A 21,935-nucleotide genomic window follows, 5' to 3' on the forward strand; every position below is an offset into this window, starting at 1 on the left:
GGAACTCCGCCGGATCTCGACCGCCACTGGAGTGCGGCGGTCGTTGTCGCCGGAATCGCCGCGGCCCACCGGGCCGGCGCCCTGACCGCAGCCGGTACCGACACCCGGTGTCGTCCACGGCCGTGGGGCCGCTCCCGGTGGCCGGCCCCGGCGAAGGCCGCCAGGGTTCCTGTGACTCGTCATTGACGGATGTCCAGTGGGCGGTGATCGAGCCGCTGCTGCCGATGCGGGAGCTCCGTCGCGCCGGTCGGCCGTCGAGGTTCCCGCGTCGGCCGGTCGTGGGCACCGTGTTGCCCACCCGGGGTCCTGCCGATGTCTGTGGCGTGGCAGCTACGGTGTGTCCTTTACGGCGGCTGCTGGAGACGTACAGGCAGGGGTGATGGCCCGGGGCGCCCCTTGACCACTGTGCTCACTACCGCACGCACCGGACCGTGGTGGCCGCTCAGCTTGTCGGCCTGCCGCTCGCTGGCCAAGCCCCAGACCCATACGGTCCAGTCCCTGCCGGTCACGATGTAGGGGCCGCTTTCGATCAGTGTGGTAGTGACCGTCCACAGCCTGCCATTACGCCGTTGAGAAGGTCGGCATGCTGCTCGGTGCCAGTTGCCCAGAGACTGATCATGCCGTCGAATCCCGGGGTGACAGCGGGGGCGGCTGGCCACAGCAGTCGTCGCCACCGCGTGCTCCGGGCCGCCGTGGCCAACCCGGGGGCGCCCGAAAGGCTGTTCGCACGGGAAACCGGTGGTCACTTCCCCCATGCACCTCCATCTCACCGTCCACCGACACAGCGGTGGCTCGCGCTCCCAACCGCGAGTTCGTACCGGGCCCACGTTTGACGCCAGCAAGTGACGTTGTGCCGAGTATGTCCGCCAGCACCGTGATAACCGATTCATCGGCAGGTTTCCCAAGCGGCCAAGATGGGGTAGAGGAGCAGACCGTACCCATCTTGGCCGCGAAAAAGCTTTAATTTTTCGCGGCCAAGATGGGTACGGTCGTATCGGGCTGTCGTTCGCACAGTCAGATTCCGGTGGCGCTGCGGAGGAGGGGGGATGCTACCCGCTTTTACAGGGCGCAGTTACTGTTGGGGAACGGCTTGAGTGGTCTTTTGGCCGAGCTCGATGTTGGCGCTGGACGGATCCTGTGGGGCAGAGCCCCGCATGTGCGGGGAATGCGACAGTCCAATACGGCCGACGCATCTTGGCCGGGGATCATCCCTACCTGCGCAGGGCGCGGATCTCCCTCCCCGGCAGGAGGAGTTCTGACGGACGTTCCGTTGCGGCTTCTCTCATGCTAGCAATCAATTCTCTGCTCCGGGCAAGAGGGTGGATCAATATGGGTGAGAAGTGCGAGTTTCCATCTGTATGAAATCGAAGATATCGGTCGGTTGAGGAATTTCTGATCAGGGAGGGTCTCTTTGGGCTCAAGTGAGGCATGCATGCGCAGGGGTTCCAGTATTGTGCGATTCTGGAATTCTACATACCCATGCCTTCCGGAGGAGGTCGGCCGAGCGCGTCGCTGGACCTGGGATATTCTGCAGAATACGTCCAGGGTAGACGACGCCGTGCTGATCATGAGCGAGCTGAGTGGGAACGCGATCCGGCACACCGTTAGTGAACGGGGTTTCGGCAGCTTTCACCTTGTGATTGCGGTGTTGTCTCAATTCGTCGTCCTGTCAGTCAGGGACGAGGGCGGCACGAGCACCCTGCCTCGACCGGATTCCCCAGGTGACGAGTCCGAACATGGGCGGGGTCTGACCATCGTGTACGCACTCGCGGACAGGGTCGGCTGTGACACCAGTAACCGAGGTAACACAGTCACGGTAGGACTCTGTACGTAGGATCCGAGTCGGCGACATGAGAGGGCATTGCCGAATCCGAACTGCCTCGCGTGATCACGGCGTCGGAATCGTACTGGACAGCCCGGTTCACCGGGCTGAACCCGAGACAGTTCGGGAACTGGTGATCGTTCTGCGGCACCGGGTGCGGACGCGGTCCGCAAGGGCCGACCGTGGAGTCTTCCGTTGGAGGACCGGGCTCCGCTGCTGGTCGCGGAGTACTGGCGAACGAACCTCACGATGCGGTAGCTCGCTCCGCTGTTCGGGGTGTCGAAGTCGGCGGTCGCCCGAATCACACCATCTGGGGCCGATGTTTGCACTCCAGCCACACAAGCAGTTTGCCAATGACACCGTGCTCATCGTGGACGGCATCCCTGGTCCCCACCCGCGACCACACCGTGGCCGGGTGTCGAAGAACGACCAGTACTCCACAACCACCAGGTCGTCATCGACGCCGACATCCGCCTGGTCAACGTGGTCGGCTGGCCATTGCCTGGGAACCGCAGCGACTGCAAGGCATGGGAGGAGTCCGGCGCCAAGGCCGCTTGGGGTAGGACGCTCACGATCGCCGACGGCGGCTATCCGGGCGCTGGCGTCATCCCTCACCGCCGCGAGCGTGGCCGGCTCGAACTACCGGACTAGAAGGAGGAACGCAACAAGTCCCGCGGTTGCGGCGCGGTTTCACCAGTCATCCGTCCTCGCGGCCGAGCGGGGAGAATAGCTGCTTGCGGCGCGCAGGGGATGCGTCTACTGAGGTTGTAGGCGTGGTGTCGTCATGGTGAGTCCGGTTTCGGTGAGGCATCCGTTGAGGGTGTCGCTGCGGTACTGGAGTCGGCGGTGGCCGTGGCGGAGTGTGGTGATGAGGTGTTCTGGGCTGGTGAAGGCGGTGTTGGCCTGGCTGCTTCGTCGCAGCAGGGACCAGATGCCCTCGACGGGGTTGAGGTCGGGTGCGTAGGGCGGCAGGTGGTAGGCCGTGAGCCAGTCCTGTGCATCGATCAAGGCGCGCAGGCGGCGGTCCTTGTGCACGTTCAGGTTGTCCCAGATCAGGATGACCGGTCCGCCGAGCTGGCGGTGGGCAGCCTTGAGGAGGTCGCGGTAGTCGGTCCAGGCGAAGCTGCGGCGCCCGCCCCGCTTGTGGTCGGTGTGCCGTCTGGGCCGGTAGATCATGCGGGAGCGTTCGCCGGGCTTGTAGCAGACCAGGGCGGCGATCGAGTACCGGCGCTGGGACCGGCCCCGGACCCTGATCACCGGGGTGTGGCCGCGTTTGGCCCAGGTGCGTGAGGTAGGCGGCGTCATCGAGAAGCCGGCTTCGTCCTCGAAGACGACCCAGGCGCCGAGCGCCGCCGCGGTGCTTCCACGCGGGGCCACACCTCCTTCACCCAGCCGTCCACCGCCGCCTCATCACGCTCCACGGCCCGCCGGGCGGGCATCTGGTGGCTCCAGCCGTGCCGCCGCAACATCTGGGAGATGCCCGAGAGAGTCATGGTCTTGTGGAACCGGCGCCCGATCAGTGTCCGGATCCGGGCCAGGGTCCAGGTCTGGTCCGGCCGGCCGTGCGCGGCAGGCCCCCTGGCCAGTTCCTCCTCCAGCGCCGTGAACAGGGCTCTGCCCAGTTTCGGACGGGACACCGGGCCGCGTGACCGCAACCCCGCCTCTCCCCGTTCCGTCCATGACCGCCGCCAGCGCTGGACCGACCGGACACCGACCCGTAACTCCTTCGCGACCGCGGCATTGCCCTGACCCGCCGCGAACATCCCGGCCGCCTCCAGCCGGACGTACTCCCGGAACACCTGCCGTTCAGGGGACAGGCCCCCACCCTGCGGATACCTCATCTTCCAGGCATACCGCGACGATCAGACCCTGTCAGCCCTACACAACACCACGCCTAAAAACTCAGTAACCTGCGGGCAGGAACGGAGCCTGGGATGGTACCTGGGCCACCTCCGGACATCTTGAGGTACGGAGCGTCGGAAAGCACCCTCGCCACCACCTCCTCCCCACTTGCTGTGCACCTGTTCTGCCCGGCCGTCGTGTGCCGGACAGCCGAAAGGCGTTTCCTTGACCATCTACTCTCAGCACGCCACCCGTGGAAAGACCCAGATCCTTGCGACCTACCAGGGTCCCGACGGCGTCGTGTCCAAGACCGTGACGAGTCTTGCCGAGCCTCGTCTCGCGATTCCGGCCGTCGACGCCCTCAATCGGATCTCCGCCTTCGCCACTGTCCCTGTCAGCATCCACGACCACCGGGAACGGCGTGTGGGCTACTACCCGCGCACGCACCTTGCCTCGCTGACCGACCCTGCCGCCCGCACCGCTCTTCTCGGCGGCACCCACAGTCTGTGGTACGAATACGTCTGCCTGCGGCTTCACCAGGCGCTCGCCGACCTGGAAAGTGCCGTGGCGGCTCTCCCCGACACGGTCAGCAGGGCGATCCGATCGGAACTGGAGGCAGAGAAGCACGGGTTGCAGACAGGACTCGCGGACTTCTCGGGAACGTCCTCGGAGGATGAGCCGGGGACCGAGCGCTGCTGGGAGTTCGGGCACCCCTTCGTGAAGTACGACGACGGACTGGACACTCTGAGCGACGAGGCGCGCGAGCAGCTGGACCAACGTGAGTCGGGATGCACCTCGGAGGAACGGGAGAAGGCGGTCGCTGCCCTTCGGGTGCTGGTCACCGCGCATTCCCAGGGTGGCGACGTGTGGGCTTCACTCGACGACCCCAGCTGTCGCCTCTTCGCGGAGCCGTACGACTCTGACGGCTTCTACCTGACGATCGAAGCGCCGGAACCAGGCGACGACGAGGCTTCGTGGGAGATCGAGGTCGGCCGTTGGGTGCCGGACGATCCCGAGGAGGAGCCCGGGAACCACACCAGCGCGACAGGCCACGTCGTGGTCGGCTGTGCCCTTTCGGTCGCGCCAACCGCCGAGGAGATCGCTCACTTGCTGAAGTCCGTGGACCAGAAGCCGCTGCTGCTTGCCGAGTGGGCTGAGGCGCCTGCGGGAGCGGTACTCGCAGGGACAGCGATGGTGGTGACTGAACGCTACGATTCGTGATCCGGGTCGGCAGGAAGCCGTGACGCCGGCATGATGGGCTGAGAACGGCCCGCCGCCCCATGCCGAGCGGATGCTTCAGCCGTGGTGGTCGCCCTGCGAGGTGACCACTACGGCTGGACCGGCGTCCGTTGCCATCCGGATAGGCTGGGTTGTCCTTGCGGAGGTTGGCGGATACCAACGTCGACAACCTCAGCACCGGTTGTCTGGTGGTTCTCGGCTGCAGGCCCGAAGATCGGACAGCAACACGGGAGCAGAAGGTCAGCTACGGTGTGTCTTTTACGGCGGCTGCTGGAGACGTACCGGGGTTGAGTGCACTCGGATACAGCAACTTCCGTACGATCACGGGCTCCCCGATCCTCCCCACCGCCTCGGCGAGCCCCGGGCCGCCACCGCCACCGCCACCTCGCGGCGCCGGGACCGCCGTGCCCCGGGCAGCAGGGCGACGATCCGGTCGAAGCCGGGGAGCGAGGGCGGGGAGGAGCGGTGCCGCAGGGCGAGCGCGGCGAGACCGGTGATCACGGCCCCGTGGGGCAGGAGCCGCTGGAGCTGGGCGGTGGTGCTGCTGACCACGCGCTGTTGCGTGCCGGCCGCTCTGCCCACCCGGGGCCCACCTATCGGCGGGCGAACCCCCCCCGGTGGGTGGCAGTTTTCGGTACTCCGCCTGGAAGGTGGGCACGTCATCCGTTCATCCACGTGTGTGCTAGCGCACCGTGAGCGTGTGACGCGGGGTCCGGTGCCGCCGCGTACGGAACCGGCGAAGCCTCCGGTGCCGGCCGGATACGCAGGCGTACCGGGTCGGACAGCGGAGGCTTCGCCGGGCCGTGACCCTCGGCGGTGAGCGGTCGCACGGCCGGTCGGTGAGGCGGGACGGCAGGGCCCACGGGAAGGGTCGCGGGCTCTCAGGACCGCCTCACCGGTCCCCGTACCGGAAGAGCCGGGGCGGGGATGGTGTCCGGGGTCTCACGGAGCGGGCCCGGACGGATCCGTCAGAGGGACGCCCGGACGGTCACAGGGTCCAGTTCCAGGCGTAGACGCGGTACGGATCGACATCGCCGTACGCGAAGCCGGGGCTGAGGACCCCGATCTGCCACACGCCGATGCAGGAACCGCCCCGGTACAGGGCCATGTTCCCGTTGGTCCGGTTGTAGGCGCTGCGCGGCGCGGAGAACCCCTGCGGCACCGCGCCCTGACACTGCAGACCGTTGGACGGCTTGGCCAGGGCCCAGCCGTTCCCGGAGAAGTTCGCGCCCTCCCAGAAGCACATCGCGCCGTCCGGACACTGCTCCGGCCCCCGCGCCCCACGCGGAAGGGCGACGGCACCGGCGGGCAGGACGGGCGCGGCGGCCTTGACCGGGGCGTCGCTCCCGGCCGGGGCGGACTGGGCCGGGGCTGCGGTCGCACCGAGGGTCAGCACGGCGGCGCCGACGGCGCTCGCGATGGCCGTCATGGCCCTCGTCCTCGACGTACGGATCATGGCGCACTCCTTCACATTCCCCACACGGAGGACATGTCCGTGTGATGGCGAGCGACCCGCCTGACGACTGGCCGCCCAGAGCACACCAGTCCCTGCGCCACGCCGATAGTCCCCGATCGGGCGTATCACTCTTTCGAGCGACAAAGTGCGCTTGTATGACTATGGCGGAAATGCGGAAACCCCTCCTGGCCAGGTAAAACAGCCCTCAGATCAGAGGTTGCCCCCGACGGATGTCAATGCTTCACATCTGGGAATCACTCCCGTGCGAAGGCTGACTGATCTCCGGCGTCCGCTGGTTCCCCGAGAGATCGTTGGACCAAGTCCTTTCCCTCCCTCCATGCCCAGCCGTGATCTGTGCCGTCGGCCCGGTCACCATCGCCGCCGGCATGTTCCCCAAGGTGCTGCGCCAGGCGCAGGCCACCCCGGACGCCGCAGCCCGCCGGGCAACGCTGCGGACATCGCACCGGATCTGCCGGGTGTACGCGGTCGTGGGCGTCACGGTGCCCGTCTTCGGATTCGCCACCGGCCAGAGCCTCGGCGTGCTGGGCAGCGCCTGGCTGATCACCTCCATGGCGCTCACCGGCTGCGCGACCGTGATCCTCACCGGGCCGCTGCTCCCATGGCAGGGGAAAGCCCTGCATACGGTCGAGTCAGCGGCCGGAACGGGCCGCGCGGTCATGGGCGACGAGCGCGCCGGAGCCCGCCTGGCGATGCTCACCGGCGTCTTCGACCTGCTCTGGGCCACCGCCACGGTGCTGATGATCGTCGGGCCCGGCTCCACCACGGGAGCATGAAGATGCCGCCACGTCATCCGCTGATCGCGGCCCGCACCGAGATCGTCACCCTGGTGGGTCCTGCTGACGAACCCCCTCACCATCCAGCCCTGGAACCGTCCGGTGTGCCCGTCCGCGGACGGGCACACCGGACGGAAGCCGTGGGTGCCGCCGGGGTCGGTCAGTCGTCGAAGGACGGGTCGTCCACGACGTAGAGCCACCGTCCGTCGGGCTGGCGGCGGGCCACCTCGGCCGTGGTCCGGGTCACCGTGGCGGTTCCGGGCGCCGACATGGTGGCGACGGAGGAGAGCAGGGCCAGATCACCGGTCCGGTGGATCCGCCGGAGCCGCAGGGTGATGCGTACGCCCTCCTCGGTGTACCGGCGCAGGCTCTCCCGTATCCCGTGTGTCCCGGTGACGGTGTCACCGGGACGGGGGACAAAGACCGCGCGGGGTTCGTAGAGGCGAGTCAGCCCGTCGAGGTCGCCGGATGCCAGGTGGCGGACGAACAGCTCGCCCAGTTCTTGCGGGCTCCGCGCGTCCGCGGGCCCGTCCCCGCTGCCGGTGGGCCGGTCGCCCCATCCGGCAGCTGCGATCAGTTCGTACCAGTCGGGCAGGGTGCCGTGCGGCAGATGGTGGCGGACCAGCTGGCCCGGGAAGGAGAGCGGGCCGGCCTTGCGCGGGTTGTCCAGACACTGCGCGACGATCGCGTCGGTCAGGGCGTACGCCAGGTCCTCGCGCGGCAGCTCCGCGTGCACCCGGTCCGCGAATCCGGCGGGCAGCAGGCCCCGGTCCTTGCCCAGGATGTCGGCGGCGATCCCGGCGTGGCAGAGCATGACCTCCGGACCCTTGCGGGCCCCGACTCCGCCGAAGGTGTGCAGGGCGATGGCGTCCCAGACGAGGGCGACCCGGTCGTCCGGCATGCCGTGGCCGCTCAGAAAGCGGGCCGCGAGGTCGGCTCCGTCGACCTCGAACCGCTCATCGGCGTTGCCCTCGTCGCTGACGCCGAGGTCGTGCAGCACGCTCGCGATGAACATCAGCTCGTCGTCGTAGTCGGCGCCCGCCCTGAGCGCCCGTGCCTCGCCGAGTGCCCGGCCGAAGAGATAGCCGCGCAGGCTGTGCCGGAAGACGACCGGGTCGGTCAGCTCCTCGGCGTAGCGCCGGGCGGCGATGGCCAGTTCGGTACGGGGAAGTTCGAGACCGGCATACGACTCAGGGGGAGAAATGTCCACTGCGACGCGTCCTTACCGTGATGCGCCCCGGGTGTGACCGGGGCCGAGGAGGAGGGGATGACAGGGCGATCCTCCCGCCTCGCGGAATCTCCTGACAGTGGCCTGAATGACAGCATCCGATGGGTTCTGGCCAGAACGATGGCGGCGATTCTCGTGCTCGACGGCGTCCTGCCGTTCGAGCTGTCCGTGCCCGGACAGATCTTCGGCACCGTCAAGGAAACGGCGGGCCGGGAGCACTGAGAGAGCCGTGTCTGTGCCCCGACCGGTATCACCCCGCTCCAGTGGCTGCTGCGGGCCCGCGTCCACCGCGCGCAGAAACTTCTGGAGACCGCCGCCATCTCCGTGGAACGCATCGCGGACGAGACCGGCTTCGGTTAACCCGTCACCTTCCGCCGGCCCCTCAGTCGCCACACCGGAGTCTCCCCCTCAGAGCTGCCGATCCAGCTTCGGTGCCCCGCGTCCCACCACGGGGAGGACGGTGCGGACCTGACACACGGAGCCTGTTCTCCTTCCCTCATCCGTCCCCTCGATCGCCGGACTGCCGAGCGCGGCCCGACTGGACGCACCGGGGAGACGGCCCGCGGCAGTCGGCGCGGCCTGTTCATGCCTTGGGCTGTGCTCCGCCGGTCCCACTCCACACACTTGACTTTGATAATTCTATTATTGAGATAATGGCATTATCAATGCCGCATCCTTGACGGGAGTGAGCCATGGACAGGACCCCGGGGGCCGACGAGGCCGCAGGCCGTCACGGGCAGAAGCCAGGTCGGCGCACCTTCCTCCGAACCACCGGGGCACTGGGCGCCGCGGCGGCGGGCGGGTCCATCACGGGAGTGGCCGGTGGGAGCGCTCGTGCCGCGAACCGGCCCCGCTCCATCGGGCTGGACTGGGAAGCCGGGATTCCAGACGTACACGGCTACCCCACGCTGCGCGAACTGCACCGCGGCGTCCGGGCCGTGAGGCGTGACCATCCGCAGCGGACCGAACTGCGCACGGTGGGCCGTTCTCGGGCAGGGCGGGACATTCTGATGATCTCCGTCGGCGCGGGGCGGAACAACGCTCTGGTCCTCGGCGGTCCGCATCCGAACGAACCCACCGGGTTCCTCACCGCCCTCCATCTGGCCCGCCTGGGGGCCCGCCACCCCGAGCTCGCCGAAGGGCTCGATGTGACCTGGCACATCGTGCCCTGCATGGACCCCGACGCGATGCGCCTCGGCGAAAAATGGTACGACGGCCCGCACACCATCCAGAACTACTACGGAAAGTTCTACCGCCCCGCCTTCCGGAACCAGGTGGAGTGGACCTTCCCCGTCGAGGGGGGATTCGACGACCCCCTCCCGGAGACACGGGCGCTGATGGCGTTGATCGACGACCTGAAGCCGAAGCTCGTCTACACCCTGCACAGCTCCGACTTCACCGGCTTCCACTTCATGACGAACCGCAACATCCCGGAACTGGTGTCAGGAATGGAAAGAGCCATCGCCAAGCGTGGCTTTCCGTTCCACGCCGCCCCGGCCGACGGTGGGGCGACCCCCCTGGGCAGAGGTTCCTTCCTCCTGGCTGAACCCGAGCCCTCCGTGCCCGGTGAGCAGATGGTGCACGGCGTCTCCAGCATTCACTACGCCGCCGCACGACATGGAGCTCTGGGTGTCCTGCCGGAGACACCCATGTGGCATTGCCCCCGGTTCGAGGAGACGGACGGCAGCGGCCACCGCTACGACCGGCTCCTCGGCCGGACGGCGGACCGGCTCGAACATGACGGGGACATTCTGGCCGAGACCGTCCGGCACACGAGAGGCAGTCTCCCGGCGTCTTCCCCGTACGCCATCTCCGTGGCCGAACACCTGCGGCTCGCCGAGCTGACCGCTCGGGCCTACCGCCGGATGGCCACCGAACCGACCGCCGTCCGTGAGGCGACCGTGGCGGAGCGATTCGCCCTCCTGTGGATGGCCTACAGTCTCCCCCTGCGCGCCGGCGGCATGCTGCTCCAGCTCCTGGAAGGCCCCGGTGTCGACGCCCGGCACGCGAGGAGACGGCTGCGGACCTGGTTCGTCCGCCGGTGCTCACAGATGCAGCGGGACTTCCCGGGCCACGGCCTCGACCTGCGGGAACTTGCCGCTGTACAGATCGACGTGGCTTTCACCGCCGCCCGGTGCCTGTAGCCTCGGCGTGGGTGCCACTGCCATCCCCCCCGCGCGACGTCCAGACACCAGGGAATCTCATGCGCCGCAATCGCGCCGAACAACGCGAACACAACCGCCGTGCGCTCCTGGATTCAGCCCGCCATCTCCTCGCCACTCAGGGCGTGAACGTCCCGGTGGACTCCATCGCCGCAGCCGCCGATCTGACCACCGGTGCCGTCTATTCCATCTTCGGCAGCAAGCGCGACCTGATCCTCGCGGTCATCGAGGAAGGCGTTCACGAGCACATCAAGGACATCGACCGGCTCGGACAGAGCGATTCGGGCCTCCCCGCCCTTCTCGACCTGTACGCCCGCCAGGTCGCCGACGGCATCGACGACGATTTTCACGAGGAAGCCCGGCTGGAAGTTCTGCTGGTGCTGCTCTGCCTCGACGACGAGTTCTTCCGCCGGCAGTCCCTGCGGCTTCAGCATCTGCAACGGGACGCCCTGATCTCCCTCTTCACCGGCCGTCCCGTCTCGGACGGCTCGGACGGGCCGTCCCAGCGCCGTGTCAGCGGGGACGAGGCCGCACTGATCGCTTCCTCCCTGCTCGCCCTCAGCAGCGGATTCCTGTTGCGCGGCATCCCGGGCGACCACATGGACCTGGACTCCATGGTCCTCGCGTGTGCGAACCTCGTCCATCTCATCGGCGACGGGCCCACCGGGCACGGACCCACCACGGTGGCAGAACGCTGACGGAGGCTGCCGTCCGGTACGCCCGCCGAGGACTCGTTCCTGAGCGGGACGAGAGGACGCCGGGGGAGTGACGGACCCCTCGCAGCCGTTCAGGACGGTGGTCGGGGCGGTCCATCGGGCACGGCGAGTCGGGGCCACGGCCTCGTCGCCCACTCCGACGTCAGGCAACGGGCCTTGGGCATCACCCTCACGTCGGCTCTTGGGGGTGGTTAAGGTGTGTCCTTTACGGCGGTTGCTGGAGTCGTTTCGGGGGTAGGAACCGCCGTTAAAGCCACACTGCGGTCGTCGGGTCGGGCTCTTGAGTCGGGACGGACACGGCCGACAGGCGAGGGGCCGACGGACTGCCTCCTTTGCGGACTCAGACGTACGACCCATTCATGGAACAGTCGCGCTGCTCCAGCAGATCTGCGCGGCGCAGTAGGGCGTGCAGGCGTGGCCGGACACCCGCTTCGTCCACTCCCGCGGCCGACGCCAGGCCGTGGCTCCTGAGCAGCCCACGGTCCCGACGGGTACGTCGTGCCAGGCGACAGTGGAATGGCTGACGCCACGACCTTGATCAAATATGGTGGCCCGTCGGTTGCTGACGAGGCGGACGTTCCCGGCTCCGACCAACGAGCCACCACAAGTTCGTCGACGGGTGAGGGGTGCCGCCTTCACTGCACCCCGCTGCTGCGGGAGGTCGTCGGGCACCCCTGGTTGCTCATGGATTCTGTTGACGAAAGAGTCAGTTCGCCCTCTGCTCGGCTCGTAGCCGACTCACATAGCGGCCCAGCGACTCGCTGCTGTGGAAAACGCGGTAGCCACAGGATTCCAGTGCCTTCAGTTCCGCCGGGGTGGTCTCCGGGGAAAGCAGAACCGGGGTGCCTGTCTCTCCCTGGAGTCCCTGTGGCCAGAATGCCGCCGCAATGGTGATGGCCTTTCCGGTGCGGGGGTCGCATACTTCGGCCTCGTGCTCCGGTTGCGCCATGCCGACGTTGGCGAGAAGGGCGAGCAGGCTGGACAGTCCGGGTACTTCCTCAGAGGTCTCCTCATGGTCCGCGACGTTGGTTGCGGACCGCAGTGGCAGACCCGAAGCCTCGGTGAGGGTTACCGGGTACGGGCCGTCGTGGAGGACCCGGAGGAAGGAGTTGGCGGCGTTTGCCAGCAGTCGGCGGCGTTCCTCCAGGAAGTACCCGTAGTTCTCCGGGCGCCACAGCAACCGATCCGCGGGAATCCATTGCGACGACAGCGTTTCCGGCATCCTCTCCGCGATCTCCTCCAGATAGATGGCAGGAGGCTTCGCGCCGATCTTCAGGTTGGAGTCCTGTGTGAGGAAGCATAGATTGGCCACAGCGTTGACTTCCTCCTTGCTGTAGCCGTACTCCCTCAGCCGGGCCTTGGGGAAGATGTGGTGAACCTGGAGCGAGCTGTTGCGGCCGAGCAGAGTGTCCTTGAGCGGAACCCCGCTGAGCAGGTCCTGCGCACCGTGGACCCGGGTGAGCAGGTAGAGGAGCGGATAGAAGCGGGAGCCGATGCTGGAGGCGATGAAGTCGTCGGGGCGGATGTCGAGATGCCCGCGGCTGCGCTGGAGGACGGCGATCAATGCATCCACTCCGCCCTCGTCGAGGGCTTGGAGGTCCTGATTCAGAGCAGTCTCCGTGGCGCCCGTGTAGCGCCCCCAGAGGAAGCTGTGAATGTACCAATAGAAGAGCCGGTCCCGGGTCATGGAATCAGGGAAGGTGCCGCGGTGATGGTGTAGCAGGCGACTCATCACGGGGAACGCGCCGCGGCCGTTGACCACCCGGTCGTGATCGAGGCCGAGTCGTCCCCCAAGAGAGTTCAGCAGGTAAGAAATGGCAGCAACGGTTTCTTGCAGGCCATCCTTGAACTCCGTCATGGCGACATCACCGAGCCTGGAGAACTCCGCGCCGCCGGTCACTACGGCGGTGGTATTCCGCAGCAGCCAGTCCAGCTTGAAGTTGAATCCGGCATCCGACCAGTCGGCCAGCGCACCCTTCATGGTTACTCGGGCGCTCGGCCAGGAGGCACAGACAGCGGCGAGTGCGAGGTCGCCCTTCGAGAGCTTGGTTCCGCCGGAGTTCACCCGGTTGAAGATCTCCACCACGACGTCGATGGTCATGTCTGGGCCTGTGACATCCTCAATGTGGACCAGACGATCTTTTATCTGTGTGATGCGATTCAGCCGCTCAAAATAGGTTGCCTGTAGCACTGTGTCACCCTCGGCCAGTGTGGTGACGGTCACCAAGTGTGCGCCGATTCCTTGCTGGAAGAGAGCAGTCACATTGACCCAAGTGGGGTTGTCTTTCATCTTCGCTGGCGCGTAGAACTCAAAGGCTTCGGTGTCGAGGTTGAAGTGGAGGCCGCTGAGTGTTTCCGGATTCCCCTCGAAGAACTGGGGAGGTGTGCCACGTGTGACACCGAAAAGGGTAGTGACGCGCTGCTGGCCATCGAGTAGCAGATGAATCGTTCCATCCTTCTCCGCAGCATTGCCCCGGGCATCGGCGTTTGTTGCCTTGGTGCTCCAGGTGAGGAACCCCCCGATGGGGTAACCGCGATAGAGGGACTGGAAGAAGCCGCGGACTTGGTCGCGGGTCCATACGTAGCCCCGCTGAAACTCCGGAAGCGCAATATCGCCCGAATTGACCTTGTCCAGGATCTGGGAAATTTGCATGCAATCCGCCTTCCGGACTCGGCGGTGCCCCCACCGAACTTCGACATGAAGCAGTAATGCTATCAGTGCATACAGTTACCGCCTGGTCTTGGGGTGTGGGGAGGTTGCTGATCGAACTTTTCGGTAGCACTTCGGCGGGCGAAGGCCTCCGCGTGCTCGTGTAGGAGTAGCTTGCGAGCGAGGTGCGCGCCGTCTATCACGACCAGCCGTTCCGTGCCGACGGCGCCACAATCCAGTTTCGTGTCGAGAGTTCGGGCACGTACGCCACCACCAGTTCGGCGGGTGCGACCCTTCCTGCTCGATGCTCCCCTGCCGTGGCCCGGATGGCCGGACCGAGGCCACCGGCTGACGGTGAACACCCTCGGCTGCGACCGGCGGCTGAATCAACTGGCTTGGTGGCACCACGGCCCCGTACTGCTTGTGCCCGAACTCGATATCGTGCGCAACTACCCATAGCGCACAGAGCTGTTCACCCATGCGGAACGCTGGATCAAAGGCCCCGGGAACGTGGCCGCCGGTATCGTCGCATCCGGGACGCGTGGCTTGCTTTGCAGCGGCGGGCGGCGCTGTCACCTGCACTGAACGGTCGTACCCCTGGAGATCGATGCCTTCTGGCAGTCCCCGGAGACCCGCGCCGCACTGCTCGTGGAATTGCCGAAGCTCATCGGCTCCCCTCCGGGGGAGGGCGTGGGGCCGTCCGGCGAGGACACCTGGCGGTGGCGGGGCGGGGGAGTCGGGATCCATTTGCGAGCCCGGCCGGCGGGACCTCTGGCCGAAGCCGTCGAAGCGCGCTCCTGGCTCGTAGCGGATCAGGCGGTCCGGAGACCCGACGGGGCCGGACTCGTGATCACGGAGATCGCCGGCAGGAACGCTTCGCCGCCGTCCCCGACTCCGACCCCAAGGACGCGCTGCGCATCGCCTGGGCGCGCCAGGGTCGGCTGAGCCAGTTCGTCAGCCTGCCCGACGACACCGACAGCGGCTTGAAGCACCGAGCTGGATGGACCCGGCTGGACGTCTTCCGGCAGTTCGGAGCGATCAGCGGGCCCGCCACCAGGTGGGAGCCGGAGTTCCCGGCAACCTCCTGTACGTGGCGCTCCGGCTTGTACGCCGCACCAGGAAGGCGCCCACGCGGTGCCCCGTCCACCGGTTGGTCGCGGTGCGAGTGAGCCCCGGGGGCGGACCAGGCGTCATCGAGAGATGGGACGCCGAGCGCGCCGGATGGGTACCGTACCCGAAGCTGTTGCTCTCCCGGGCGGTTGAGCCGGGGAAGGGGAGGGGCACGGGAGCGCTGGCGGTGGCGCGGCCACCCGGGAGGGCTCCGGCCCGCTGCCCGCCCGGGCGTGGAGCAGCGCCGACAGCGGGAGACGGAGCCCCAGATCCGCGCGCTGCTCTTCAGCTCCGCCACCGCCCGAAGCCCGGCCCCTCCCACTGCATCTGGCGCGTCTCGCTGGTCAGAACGTGCTTCCGATGGCTGGAACGGAGAAGGAGGGATCGCATCCGCTGAATTTGTGGTGCCAGTGAGCCGCAAGGTGGCCATCACAGGGTGGGCGTTGAGGCGTATGTCTGGACGGACGTCTTTGGGCTCTTTAGCACGGGCGGTGCATCTCGACCCGGTTCATCTGTTCTGATCAGTGCAAATATTACGAGGCAGCACCATGTGGGGCCGAGGACGACTTGTCGACGGCCCCAACGATGGTGGTTATGGTGTGTCCTTTACGGCGGCTGCTGGAGGCGTATCGGGAGGGCTGACCGTCGCTCAAGCCGCACGCACAGTGCGCCGTGTCAACTGCTCCTCGTGGCTAGGGCATGGTCCGCCAGCATCCCCTTGGTGTGCAGATGTAGTCGGCGGGCTTGCTCGACCGAGAACCCGGGGCCTTGTGGGAGGAGGGGCGTATCCCGGACGAAGGCGCTGAGTGCGGTGTCGGGTGGACTGTCGAGCACCCGGATGATCGGAAGCACGGCTTCTTCCACCGGTTGGGCGGTTCTGCGGATGTCGGCGATCCGGGCGAGGGTGTCCGGGGTGTACTCGCCGGAGAATCCGGTGCTGACCGTTCCCGGGTGGAACAGGACGTACCGCACTTTCGTCCCTGGCCGGCGGTCCGCGTAGGCGACGCCGAGCAGGTCGTTGAGCCGGCCGCCCTGGGTGAGAGCTGTGTGCCCGTCGTATTCCCGGGTGAACTGGAGGTCGTCCCAGTGGATCTTCCCTGTGCCGCCGGGCCCTGCGACATTGACGATGACCGGGGCATCGGCCGAGTCGAGGAGGCCGGTCAACCCGTGGCTCAGGACGAATCGGCTCAGATAGAAGTGGGCGAAGGTGTTCTCGAAACCCTCGGCCGTGACCAGACGGGTGGTACGGAAGTGCCGGGCGCACAGCACTAGGGCATCGACCTTCGCGAAGGACGAACGGAGCGTGTCGAGCAGTGCTCCGGTCTCGGACAGCAGGCTCAGGTCGGCGCGGAGGAAGTGTGCCCGGGAGGCCGCATCGCGTCGTCGCGCGGTCTCCAACCATGCCTCGCCCTTCTCCGCGTTGCGTCCGACCACCACCACCTCCTGTCCCCTGTCCAGGTAGGTGCGGGCGACGGCCCCGCCGATGCCGTCCGTGCCGCCGGTGATGACGTAGGTCTTCACCGCGGTACTCCTCGCTCGTGCCCCCGGCTCACAGGAACCGTGCCGCGATCTTCTCGGGAGTGATACGGACGGTCACCAGTTCCGGGAGGGCCGTGTGGGATTCAGGGTTGTGCTCGGCGTAGGTCATGCCGGTGTACTTGACGGCCAGTTGGTCCAGGCGCTCGCGGCTGCCCGGGCTTTCGAACCGGGCTGTGCCGCTGATCGACGCGTACCCGTACGGCTCGTCCGGCGGGTTCACCATGACGCTCAGCCGTGGATCGTGCCGCAGATTGCGAACTTTGATCTTGTCGAAACCGGTCACGAGGAAGAGCTCGTCGCCCTCCCTCCCGATCCAGACCACCGACTGGTGCGGGCTCCCGTCGGGCCGCAGGGTCGCCACAGTGACGAAGATCCGGGCATCGAGGGCCTCCTTGAGTTTCACGGACAGGCGGACCGGGCTCACACGTGACTCCTGACTGAGAGCAGACGCTGCGGCAGACACGTCGAATGAATCAAGTGCCACAACTATGAGGCACTTGATCGAGGATTCACAACAGCGGTGAGGTGATTGATGGCTCATCTGCCGTTCCACGTAGACTTCGGGTCACGATGAGAGCTGACGCGGAACGCAACCTGGACGCGGTCCTCCGGACCGGCGCGCGCCTGCTGGCGGCCGACCCCGGCGCGAGCATCGCGGCGATCGCGGCGGCGGCGGGGGTCGACCGGCGCACCGTCTACCGCCGCTTCACCACGCGCGAGGAGCTTCTGGCCGCAGTCCATACCGCCAAGCTCGATGCCTGCGAGCAGGTCGTCGCCGAGGCGCGACTGACCGAGGCGCCCGTGCTGGTCGCCCTGCACCGCTATGCGGAAGGCATCATCGCCGTCAGCAGACGGTTGCCGGTGGACGTGCGGCAGGTACAGGACGAGGCGGGGGCCGATCGTCTCCGCCGGTTGTTGGAGCGGCTCGACGGCTTCATGGACCGCGCGGTGCGCGAAGGTGTCATCCGTCCCGGGCTTCCCGATCGCTGGGCCCGCTCGCTGCTCGTTCATCTCACCACCATGGCCGCGCACGAGATGCCGGAGCTGACGAACGCCCAGGGGGCCGACATGGTGGTCCAGTCACTGACCACGGGCCTCCGCCCGGCCTGAGCGGGCGTACGCGCCGTACCGTCGACCCGTGATCCCGCTACGGCGTGTCTTCTACGGCGGTTGTTTGGAGACCCACCGCCGTTGAGTACACACCGGCGGAGGCCGCGGCACGCATGGTGTGTTCGGCCGCCGCACCCGGTGGCGGCCGGGTCGCCCCGCCCGCCACCGGATCGCCATCGTGGGTCAGCGCCGCAGACCCCGGTCCAGCGCGGCGATCAGCGAGCCCTGGGCGTCATCCCCGTCCAGGGACCAGACCATCACGCCGCCGAGACCGTTCCGCTGGGTGTAGCGGGCCTTCTGGGCGGCGGTGGCCGGGGTGTCGTACGTCCAGAACTCGGTGCCGTCGTACTTCCAGGCCGCGCCGTGCCTGCGGTCGGTGTGCACGGTGCCCGGCAGGTCCTTGATGGCCTTGTAGGGCAGCTGGCCGCCGCCGCGCGGGGACATGCCGGTGGCGGGCTGGTAGAGGCCGTTCTTCGCCCCGGCGGGCACTCCCGTCCAGCCGTAGCCCCAGGACGGCACCCCGAGCACCGCCTTGCGGGCCGGCAGGCCGCCGGCCAGGTAGTGCCGCACCACCCGGTCCGCGCTGTAGCTGTGGTCGGTGCCGGAGGGGTCGGCCGGGTCGGTGTAGAGGTTCGCCTGGTGGTTGGTCGGGCCCTGCGGCTCCCAGGAGCCGTGCATGGTGTAGGTCATCAGGTTCAGGTAGTCCACCTGGCGGGCGACCTTCCGCAGCTCCAGCCGGTCCGCGACGTCGGTGTTGGCGGCGACGGCCGCCGTCAGCAGGTGGCGCCCCCGCCCGCCGTCGCCCAGCGCGTCCAGCTGCCGCCGGAACTCGGCCAGCAGGAGGGTGAAGTTGCGGCCGTCCTCGGGGCGCACCGAGTTGTCCGGCAGGCCGTCGCCGCCCGGGTGCTCCCAGTCGAGGTCGATCCCGTCGAAGACGCCCGCGCCGCTGCCCGGGCCGCCCTCCAGCGAGCCCAGCCGCGGCAGGTTGCCCTTGATGTAGAGGTCGACGCAGGAGGCCACGAACTTCTTGCGCGCGGCGTCAGTGGCGGCCACGTCCGAGAAGTACTTGGACCAGCCCCAGCCGCCGATCGAGATGACGGCCTTCAGGTGCGGGTTCTTCGCCTTCAGCTTCCGCAGCTGGTTGAAGCTGCCTTTCAGCGGCTGGTCCCAGGTGTCGGCGACGCCGTCCACCGAGTCGGCCGCGCCGATCGGGCGCTGGTAGTCGGCCCAGGCGTCGGCCTGGTCGGCCAGGTTGTCCTCGAAGCAGGTGCCCTCGGGGGAGATGTTGCCGAAGGCGTAGTTGATCACGGTCAGCTTCGCCGCCTGGCCCGAGTCCTGGACCTTCTTGGCGGAGAAGCCGCTGTAGGCGCTCCACGCGGTGAAGTAGGCCACACGGTGGCCGGGCAGCCGGCGGCTGTCGTCGTCATCGGCGTGAGCGGTCGCGGGGGCCGCGAGGAGCGAGGCGAGCAGAGCCGTCGCCAGGAACGCGGAGGCGCGTCTGAACATACTGGTGGCCTTGTCTGAGCGGGGTCAGATGGTCTGTACCAATCGCGAGAAGAGATCTAGTCCATCCGGGGGGTGCACACAAGAGGTCGAACCGCATGAAGTAGCCCAGTGCTTCTGAAAATTGATGGAGCATCAGTCGCTCGGGCTGTGCGGCACGTACGGCAGGAATCCCGCGTCGAACTCGACCGGAGGCCGACGGGGCGGCGGGGGAAACCCCACCGCCCCGTCGGCCGCCCGGCAGCGTCCGGTCAGCGCACCTCCACGCCGTCCTCCGCCAACTCCATGTCCTGGACGAGCGGACTGTCACCGGTCGTCACCCGCCGGGTGTGCTCCGCGCCGCCCTCCTCCGCCACGGCGAGCAGGTACGCGCCGGGCGCCGGCGCGGCGAGCACGTAGGAGCCGTCCGCCAGGGACCGCACCCGGTCGAGCGTGCCGCCGTCGACCGACCGCAGGGTCACCACCGCGCCGGCCACGGGTCCGCCCTCCACCGTACGGACGAAGCCGTGCACCGCACTGCCCCCGGTCGCCGGGCCCGCTGCACCGGGCTTCGACGCGGTGCCCGGCCGGCCGGTGCCCGGCGGCGCCTCGGAGCCCTCCACCGCCAGGTGCGGCAGCCGCCGGTCCAGCCAGCCGGGCAGCCACCAGTTGGACCGTCCCAGCAGGTGCATCAACGCGGGGACCAGCGCCGTGCGCAGGATGAACGCGTCGACGGCCACGGCCACCGCGAGCCCGGCGCCCGCCACCACCGCCTCCATGTCGCCGCTCAGCACGAACGCGAGGAAGACGCAGATCATGATGAGCGCGGCGGAGTTGATGACCCGGCTGGTCTCGGCGAGCCCGACCCGTACCGCCCGTGCGTTGTCCCGGGTGCGCATCCACTCCTCGTGCATCCGGCTGACCAGGAACACCTGGTAGTCCATCGACAGCCCGAACAGCAGCGAGAGCATGATGACCGGCAGGAACGCCGAGATGGGCCCCGAGCGGTCGAGCCCGATGAGTTCCAGGCCCCAGCCCCACTGGAAGACCGCGACCACCACCCCGAAGGAGGCCGCCGCCGCGACGAGGTTCATCACCGCGGCGGTGAGCGGGACGAGCAGGGACCGGAAGGCGATCAGCAGCAGGACGAAACCGAGACCGACGATCGAGGCGACGAAGTACGGCAGCCGTTCCCCCGTCTTCTCGGCGAAGTCCTTGAACACGGCCGTCACCCCGCCGACGTGGCCGTCCACCCTGGCCCGCGGCAGGTGGTCGTCCCGCAGCCGGTCGATCAGCCGGTCCGTGTCCTCGGACTGCGGTGAGGTGGTGGGCACGATCCGGACGACCGAGACGCCACCCGCGGGCGGGAGGGCGGCGACCTGTGCCACGCCCTCGTCGCCCGTGACCCGCGCCGTCAACCGTCGCACCGCGTCCGGGTCCGCACCCTCGGCGACGACGACGAGCGGACCGTTGAAGCCCGGCCCGAACCCCTCCGCCAGCAGGTCGTACGCCTGACGCGTGGTCTGGCCCTCCGGGTGGTTGCCCTGGTCGGTGGCGCCGAGCCGCAGGGAGAGCACCGGCAGCGCCAGCACGGTCAGCGCCACCAGAGCGAGCGCCACCAGGGACCTCGGCCGCCGCTGGACCTGCCCCGACCAGCGCACGGCGAGCCCGCCGGCCGCCCCTCGCTCGGGTCCCTGTTCGGCGAGGCGGCGGCGCTGACGGCGGCTGAGCACCCGGGGCCCGAGGAACCCGAGCAGCGCCGGGAGCAGGGTGACGGCGGCCAGCACGCTCAGCACCACGGTCAGGGTCGTCGCGATGACGACCCCGTCCAGGAAGCGCAGGTTCATCACGAGCATGCCCGCGAGCGCGATGCAGACCGTCGCGCCCGCGAAGACCACCGCGCGCCCCGCCGTGTTGAGCGCCACCCCCACCGAGGCCGGCGGGGACTCGCCGTGCAGCAGTGCGCGCCGGTGCCGGGTCACGATGAACAGGGCGTAGTCAATGCCGACGCCGAGTCCGACGAGGGAGCCCAGCAGCGGGGCGAGGTCGGGTATCCCCGTGCCGTGGCTGAGAAGCATCGTACTGAACAGGCCGATGCCGACGCCGAACACGGCGACCACGATCGGCAGCAGCATCGCGAAGAACGAGCCGAAGGCGAGGAACAGGACGACCGCGGCGGCGGCGATGCCGACGAGTTCGGAGGTCCCGCCCGTGGCCTGCTGGATACGGGCGATGGCCTGTCCGCCCACTTCGACCCGGAGGCCGTCGCCCGCGGCCGCCCGTGCGGTGTCCACGACGGCCTCGGCCAGCTCCGTCGGCACCGAGTTCGCCCGCTTTGCGAACGCCACCTCGGCGTAGGCGGTGCGGCCGTCCTCGCTGATCCGGGCGGCGGCACCCGGTTCGTCCCCGTAGGGTCCGCCGACCTCGCCGATGCCGTCCATGCCGGCGATTTCGCGGAGCGCCGGTTCGATCCGGGACCGTACGCCGGCGTCGCGCACCGAGCCGTCGGCGACCTGCCACACCACCGTGCCGGTGTCCCCCGCGCCGCCCGGACGGGCCTTCTCCAACAGTTCGTTCGCCCGGGTGGAGTCCGTCCCGGGGAGGGCGAAGTCGTTGGAGTAGTCGCTCCCCGCGGAGGTGCCGACCGCCCCCACGCCGAACAACACCCCCACCCACAGCACCAGGACCACCAGCCGGTGCCGGTAGCACCAGCGCGCCAATGCCGTCACGTCGTCCGCTCCTTCTGTTGTCCGGCGACAGCCGCAGGTGCCCGTGCGGCGCCCCG

At 68.3% G+C, this 21,935-nt stretch carries 17 protein-coding genes and 1 pseudogene; 9 read left to right on the plus strand and 9 right to left on the minus strand.

Annotation, left to right across the window (positions count from 1 at the left end; genetic code table 11):
• Positions 1-1,432 precede the first annotated feature (1,432 nt).
• Both SYYSPA8_RS01010 and SYYSPA8_RS01015 read left to right on the plus strand, forming a co-directional pair.
• Positions 1,433-1,834 (plus strand): ATP-binding protein, encoded by a 402-nt coding sequence (locus tag SYYSPA8_RS01010; protein WP_323444942.1) that lies wholly within the window; start codon positions 1,433-1,435, stop codon positions 1,832-1,834.
• Between the two features lie 41 nt (positions 1,835-1,875).
• A pseudogene (locus SYYSPA8_RS01015) lies at positions 1,876-2,470 on the plus strand (transposase family protein); the annotation flags it as partial.
• A gap of 108 nt (positions 2,471-2,578) precedes the next feature.
• On the opposite strand, the gene SYYSPA8_RS38465 reads toward SYYSPA8_RS01015, so the two are convergent.
• Positions 2,579-3,663, minus strand: a protein-coding gene (locus tag SYYSPA8_RS38465) for an IS630 family transposase (RefSeq protein WP_456115152.1) whose coding sequence is annotated in 2 segments (ribosomal slippage) — positions 2,579-3,199 and positions 3,202-3,663 — 1,083 coding nt in all. Because the reading frame shifts where the segments join, the coding sequence is not laid out codon by codon here.
• Between the two features lie 226 nt (positions 3,664-3,889).
• On the opposite strand from SYYSPA8_RS38465, the gene SYYSPA8_RS01030 reads away from it, so the two are divergent.
• Positions 3,890-4,885 (plus strand): hypothetical protein, encoded by a 996-nt coding sequence (locus tag SYYSPA8_RS01030; protein ID WP_323444944.1) that lies wholly within the window; start codon positions 3,890-3,892, stop codon positions 4,883-4,885.
• Positions 4,886-5,224: 339 nt separating this feature from the next.
• Here the strand turns inward: SYYSPA8_RS01030 and SYYSPA8_RS01035 are convergent, their stop codons facing one another.
• Together SYYSPA8_RS01035 and SYYSPA8_RS01040 are read right to left on the minus strand one after the other, a co-directional pair.
• Positions 5,225-5,455, minus strand: a complete 231-nt coding sequence (locus tag SYYSPA8_RS01035; RefSeq protein ID WP_323444945.1) for a hypothetical protein — start codon at positions 5,453-5,455, stop codon at positions 5,225-5,227.
• Between the two features lie 436 nt (positions 5,456-5,891).
• Entirely contained in the window at positions 5,892-6,359 is a 468-nt protein-coding gene (locus SYYSPA8_RS01040; protein ID WP_323444946.1) for a peptidase inhibitor family I36 protein, read from the minus strand.
• Positions 6,360-6,706: 347 nt separating this feature from the next.
• On the opposite strand from SYYSPA8_RS01040, the gene SYYSPA8_RS01045 reads away from it, so the two are divergent.
• On the plus strand, positions 6,707-7,153 hold the full coding sequence (locus tag SYYSPA8_RS01045; protein ID WP_323444947.1) for a hypothetical protein: 447 nt from the start codon (positions 6,707-6,709) through the stop codon (positions 7,151-7,153).
• A 160-nt stretch (positions 7,154-7,313) separates the two neighbouring features.
• Here the strand turns inward: SYYSPA8_RS01045 and SYYSPA8_RS01050 are convergent, their stop codons facing one another.
• A complete protein-coding gene (locus tag SYYSPA8_RS01050; RefSeq protein WP_323444948.1) occupies positions 7,314-8,363 on the minus strand; it encodes a nuclear transport factor 2 family protein in 1,050 nt (349 codons plus the stop codon).
• A 710-nt stretch (positions 8,364-9,073) separates the two neighbouring features.
• Between SYYSPA8_RS01050 and SYYSPA8_RS01060 the strand changes: the two genes are divergently transcribed.
• Together SYYSPA8_RS01060 and SYYSPA8_RS01065 are read left to right on the plus strand one after the other, a co-directional pair.
• The gene (locus tag SYYSPA8_RS01060; RefSeq protein WP_323444949.1) at positions 9,074-10,525 is read left to right on the plus strand and encodes a M14 family zinc carboxypeptidase; all 1,452 of its coding nucleotides are present in this window, start codon (positions 9,074-9,076) and stop codon (positions 10,523-10,525) included.
• 59 nt (positions 10,526-10,584) lie between these two features.
• Complete coding sequence (locus SYYSPA8_RS01065) at positions 10,585-11,241, plus strand: TetR/AcrR family transcriptional regulator (RefSeq protein ID WP_323444950.1); 657 nt, start codon at positions 10,585-10,587, stop codon at positions 11,239-11,241.
• Positions 11,242-11,965: 724 nt separating this feature from the next.
• On the opposite strand, the gene SYYSPA8_RS01075 is transcribed toward SYYSPA8_RS01065, so the two are convergent.
• A complete protein-coding gene (locus SYYSPA8_RS01075) occupies positions 11,966-13,912 on the minus strand; it encodes a GmrSD restriction endonuclease domain-containing protein (RefSeq protein ID WP_323444951.1) in 1,947 nt (648 codons plus the stop codon).
• A 323-nt stretch (positions 13,913-14,235) separates the two neighbouring features.
• On the opposite strand from SYYSPA8_RS01075, the gene SYYSPA8_RS38290 reads away from it, so the two are divergent.
• A complete protein-coding gene (locus SYYSPA8_RS38290; protein ID WP_407705892.1) occupies positions 14,236-15,078 on the plus strand; it encodes a hypothetical protein in 843 nt (280 codons plus the stop codon).
• On the plus strand, positions 15,000-15,416 hold the full coding sequence (locus tag SYYSPA8_RS38295; RefSeq protein WP_407705880.1) for an RNaseH domain-containing protein: 417 nt from the start codon (positions 15,000-15,002) through the stop codon (positions 15,414-15,416). The genes SYYSPA8_RS38290 and SYYSPA8_RS38295 overlap by 79 nt, the downstream gene beginning before the upstream one ends.
• Positions 15,417-15,694: 278 nt before the next feature.
• Here the strand turns inward: SYYSPA8_RS38295 and SYYSPA8_RS01080 are convergent, their stop codons facing one another.
• Together SYYSPA8_RS01080 and SYYSPA8_RS01085 are read right to left on the minus strand one after the other, a co-directional pair.
• A complete protein-coding gene (locus tag SYYSPA8_RS01080) occupies positions 15,695-16,540 on the minus strand; it encodes an SDR family NAD(P)-dependent oxidoreductase (RefSeq protein ID WP_323444952.1) in 846 nt (281 codons plus the stop codon).
• Between the two features lie 28 nt (positions 16,541-16,568).
• Complete coding sequence (locus SYYSPA8_RS01085; RefSeq protein WP_323444953.1) at positions 16,569-16,982, minus strand: PPOX class F420-dependent oxidoreductase; 414 nt, start codon at positions 16,980-16,982, stop codon at positions 16,569-16,571.
• A gap of 146 nt (positions 16,983-17,128) precedes the next feature.
• On the opposite strand from SYYSPA8_RS01085, the gene SYYSPA8_RS01090 reads away from it, so the two are divergent.
• Positions 17,129-17,668 carry a TetR family transcriptional regulator gene (locus tag SYYSPA8_RS01090; RefSeq protein WP_323444954.1) on the plus strand — a complete coding sequence of 180 codons (540 nt, stop codon included), beginning with the start codon at positions 17,129-17,131 and terminating at the stop codon, positions 17,666-17,668.
• Positions 17,669-17,851: 183 nt separating this feature from the next.
• On the opposite strand, the gene SYYSPA8_RS01095 is transcribed toward SYYSPA8_RS01090, so the two are convergent.
• Both SYYSPA8_RS01095 and SYYSPA8_RS01100 read right to left on the minus strand, forming a co-directional pair.
• Entirely contained in the window at positions 17,852-19,174 is a 1,323-nt protein-coding gene (locus SYYSPA8_RS01095; protein ID WP_323444955.1) for a glycoside hydrolase family 18 protein, read from the minus strand.
• A 248-nt stretch (positions 19,175-19,422) separates the two neighbouring features.
• Positions 19,423-21,870, minus strand: a complete 2,448-nt coding sequence (locus tag SYYSPA8_RS01100) for an MMPL family transporter (RefSeq protein ID WP_323445495.1) — start codon at positions 21,868-21,870, stop codon at positions 19,423-19,425.
• Between the last annotated feature and the right edge of the window lie 65 nt (positions 21,871-21,935).

This window comes from Streptomyces yaizuensis (assembly GCF_034961445.1).
GTDB classification, from domain to species: domain Bacteria; phylum Actinomycetota; class Actinomycetes; order Streptomycetales; family Streptomycetaceae; genus Streptomyces; species Streptomyces yaizuensis.

Bases quoted from the DNA above. Each gene is read 5' to 3' on its own strand.
- SYYSPA8_RS01090 (WP_323444954.1), top strand. From the start codon at position 17,129: ATGAGAGCTGACGCGGAACGCAACCTGGACGCGGTCCTCCGGACCGGC.
- SYYSPA8_RS01040 (WP_323444946.1), bottom strand. From the start codon at position 6,359: ATGATCCGTACGTCGAGGACGAGGGCCATGACGGCCATCGCGAGCGCC.
- SYYSPA8_RS01095 (WP_323444955.1), bottom strand. From the start codon at position 19,174: ATGTTCAGACGCGCCTCCGCGTTCCTGGCGACGGCTCTGCTCGCCTCG.
- SYYSPA8_RS38290 (WP_407705892.1), top strand. From the start codon at position 14,236: ATGGCCGGACCGAGGCCACCGGCTGACGGTGAACACCCTCGGCTGCGA.
- SYYSPA8_RS01060 (WP_323444949.1), top strand. From the start codon at position 9,074: ATGGACAGGACCCCGGGGGCCGACGAGGCCGCAGGCCGTCACGGGCAG.
- SYYSPA8_RS01010 (WP_323444942.1), top strand. From the start codon at position 1,433: ATGCGCAGGGGTTCCAGTATTGTGCGATTCTGGAATTCTACATACCCA.
- SYYSPA8_RS01065 (WP_323444950.1), top strand. From the start codon at position 10,585: ATGCGCCGCAATCGCGCCGAACAACGCGAACACAACCGCCGTGCGCTC.
- SYYSPA8_RS01075 (WP_323444951.1), bottom strand. From the start codon at position 13,912: ATGCAAATTTCCCAGATCCTGGACAAGGTCAATTCGGGCGATATTGCG.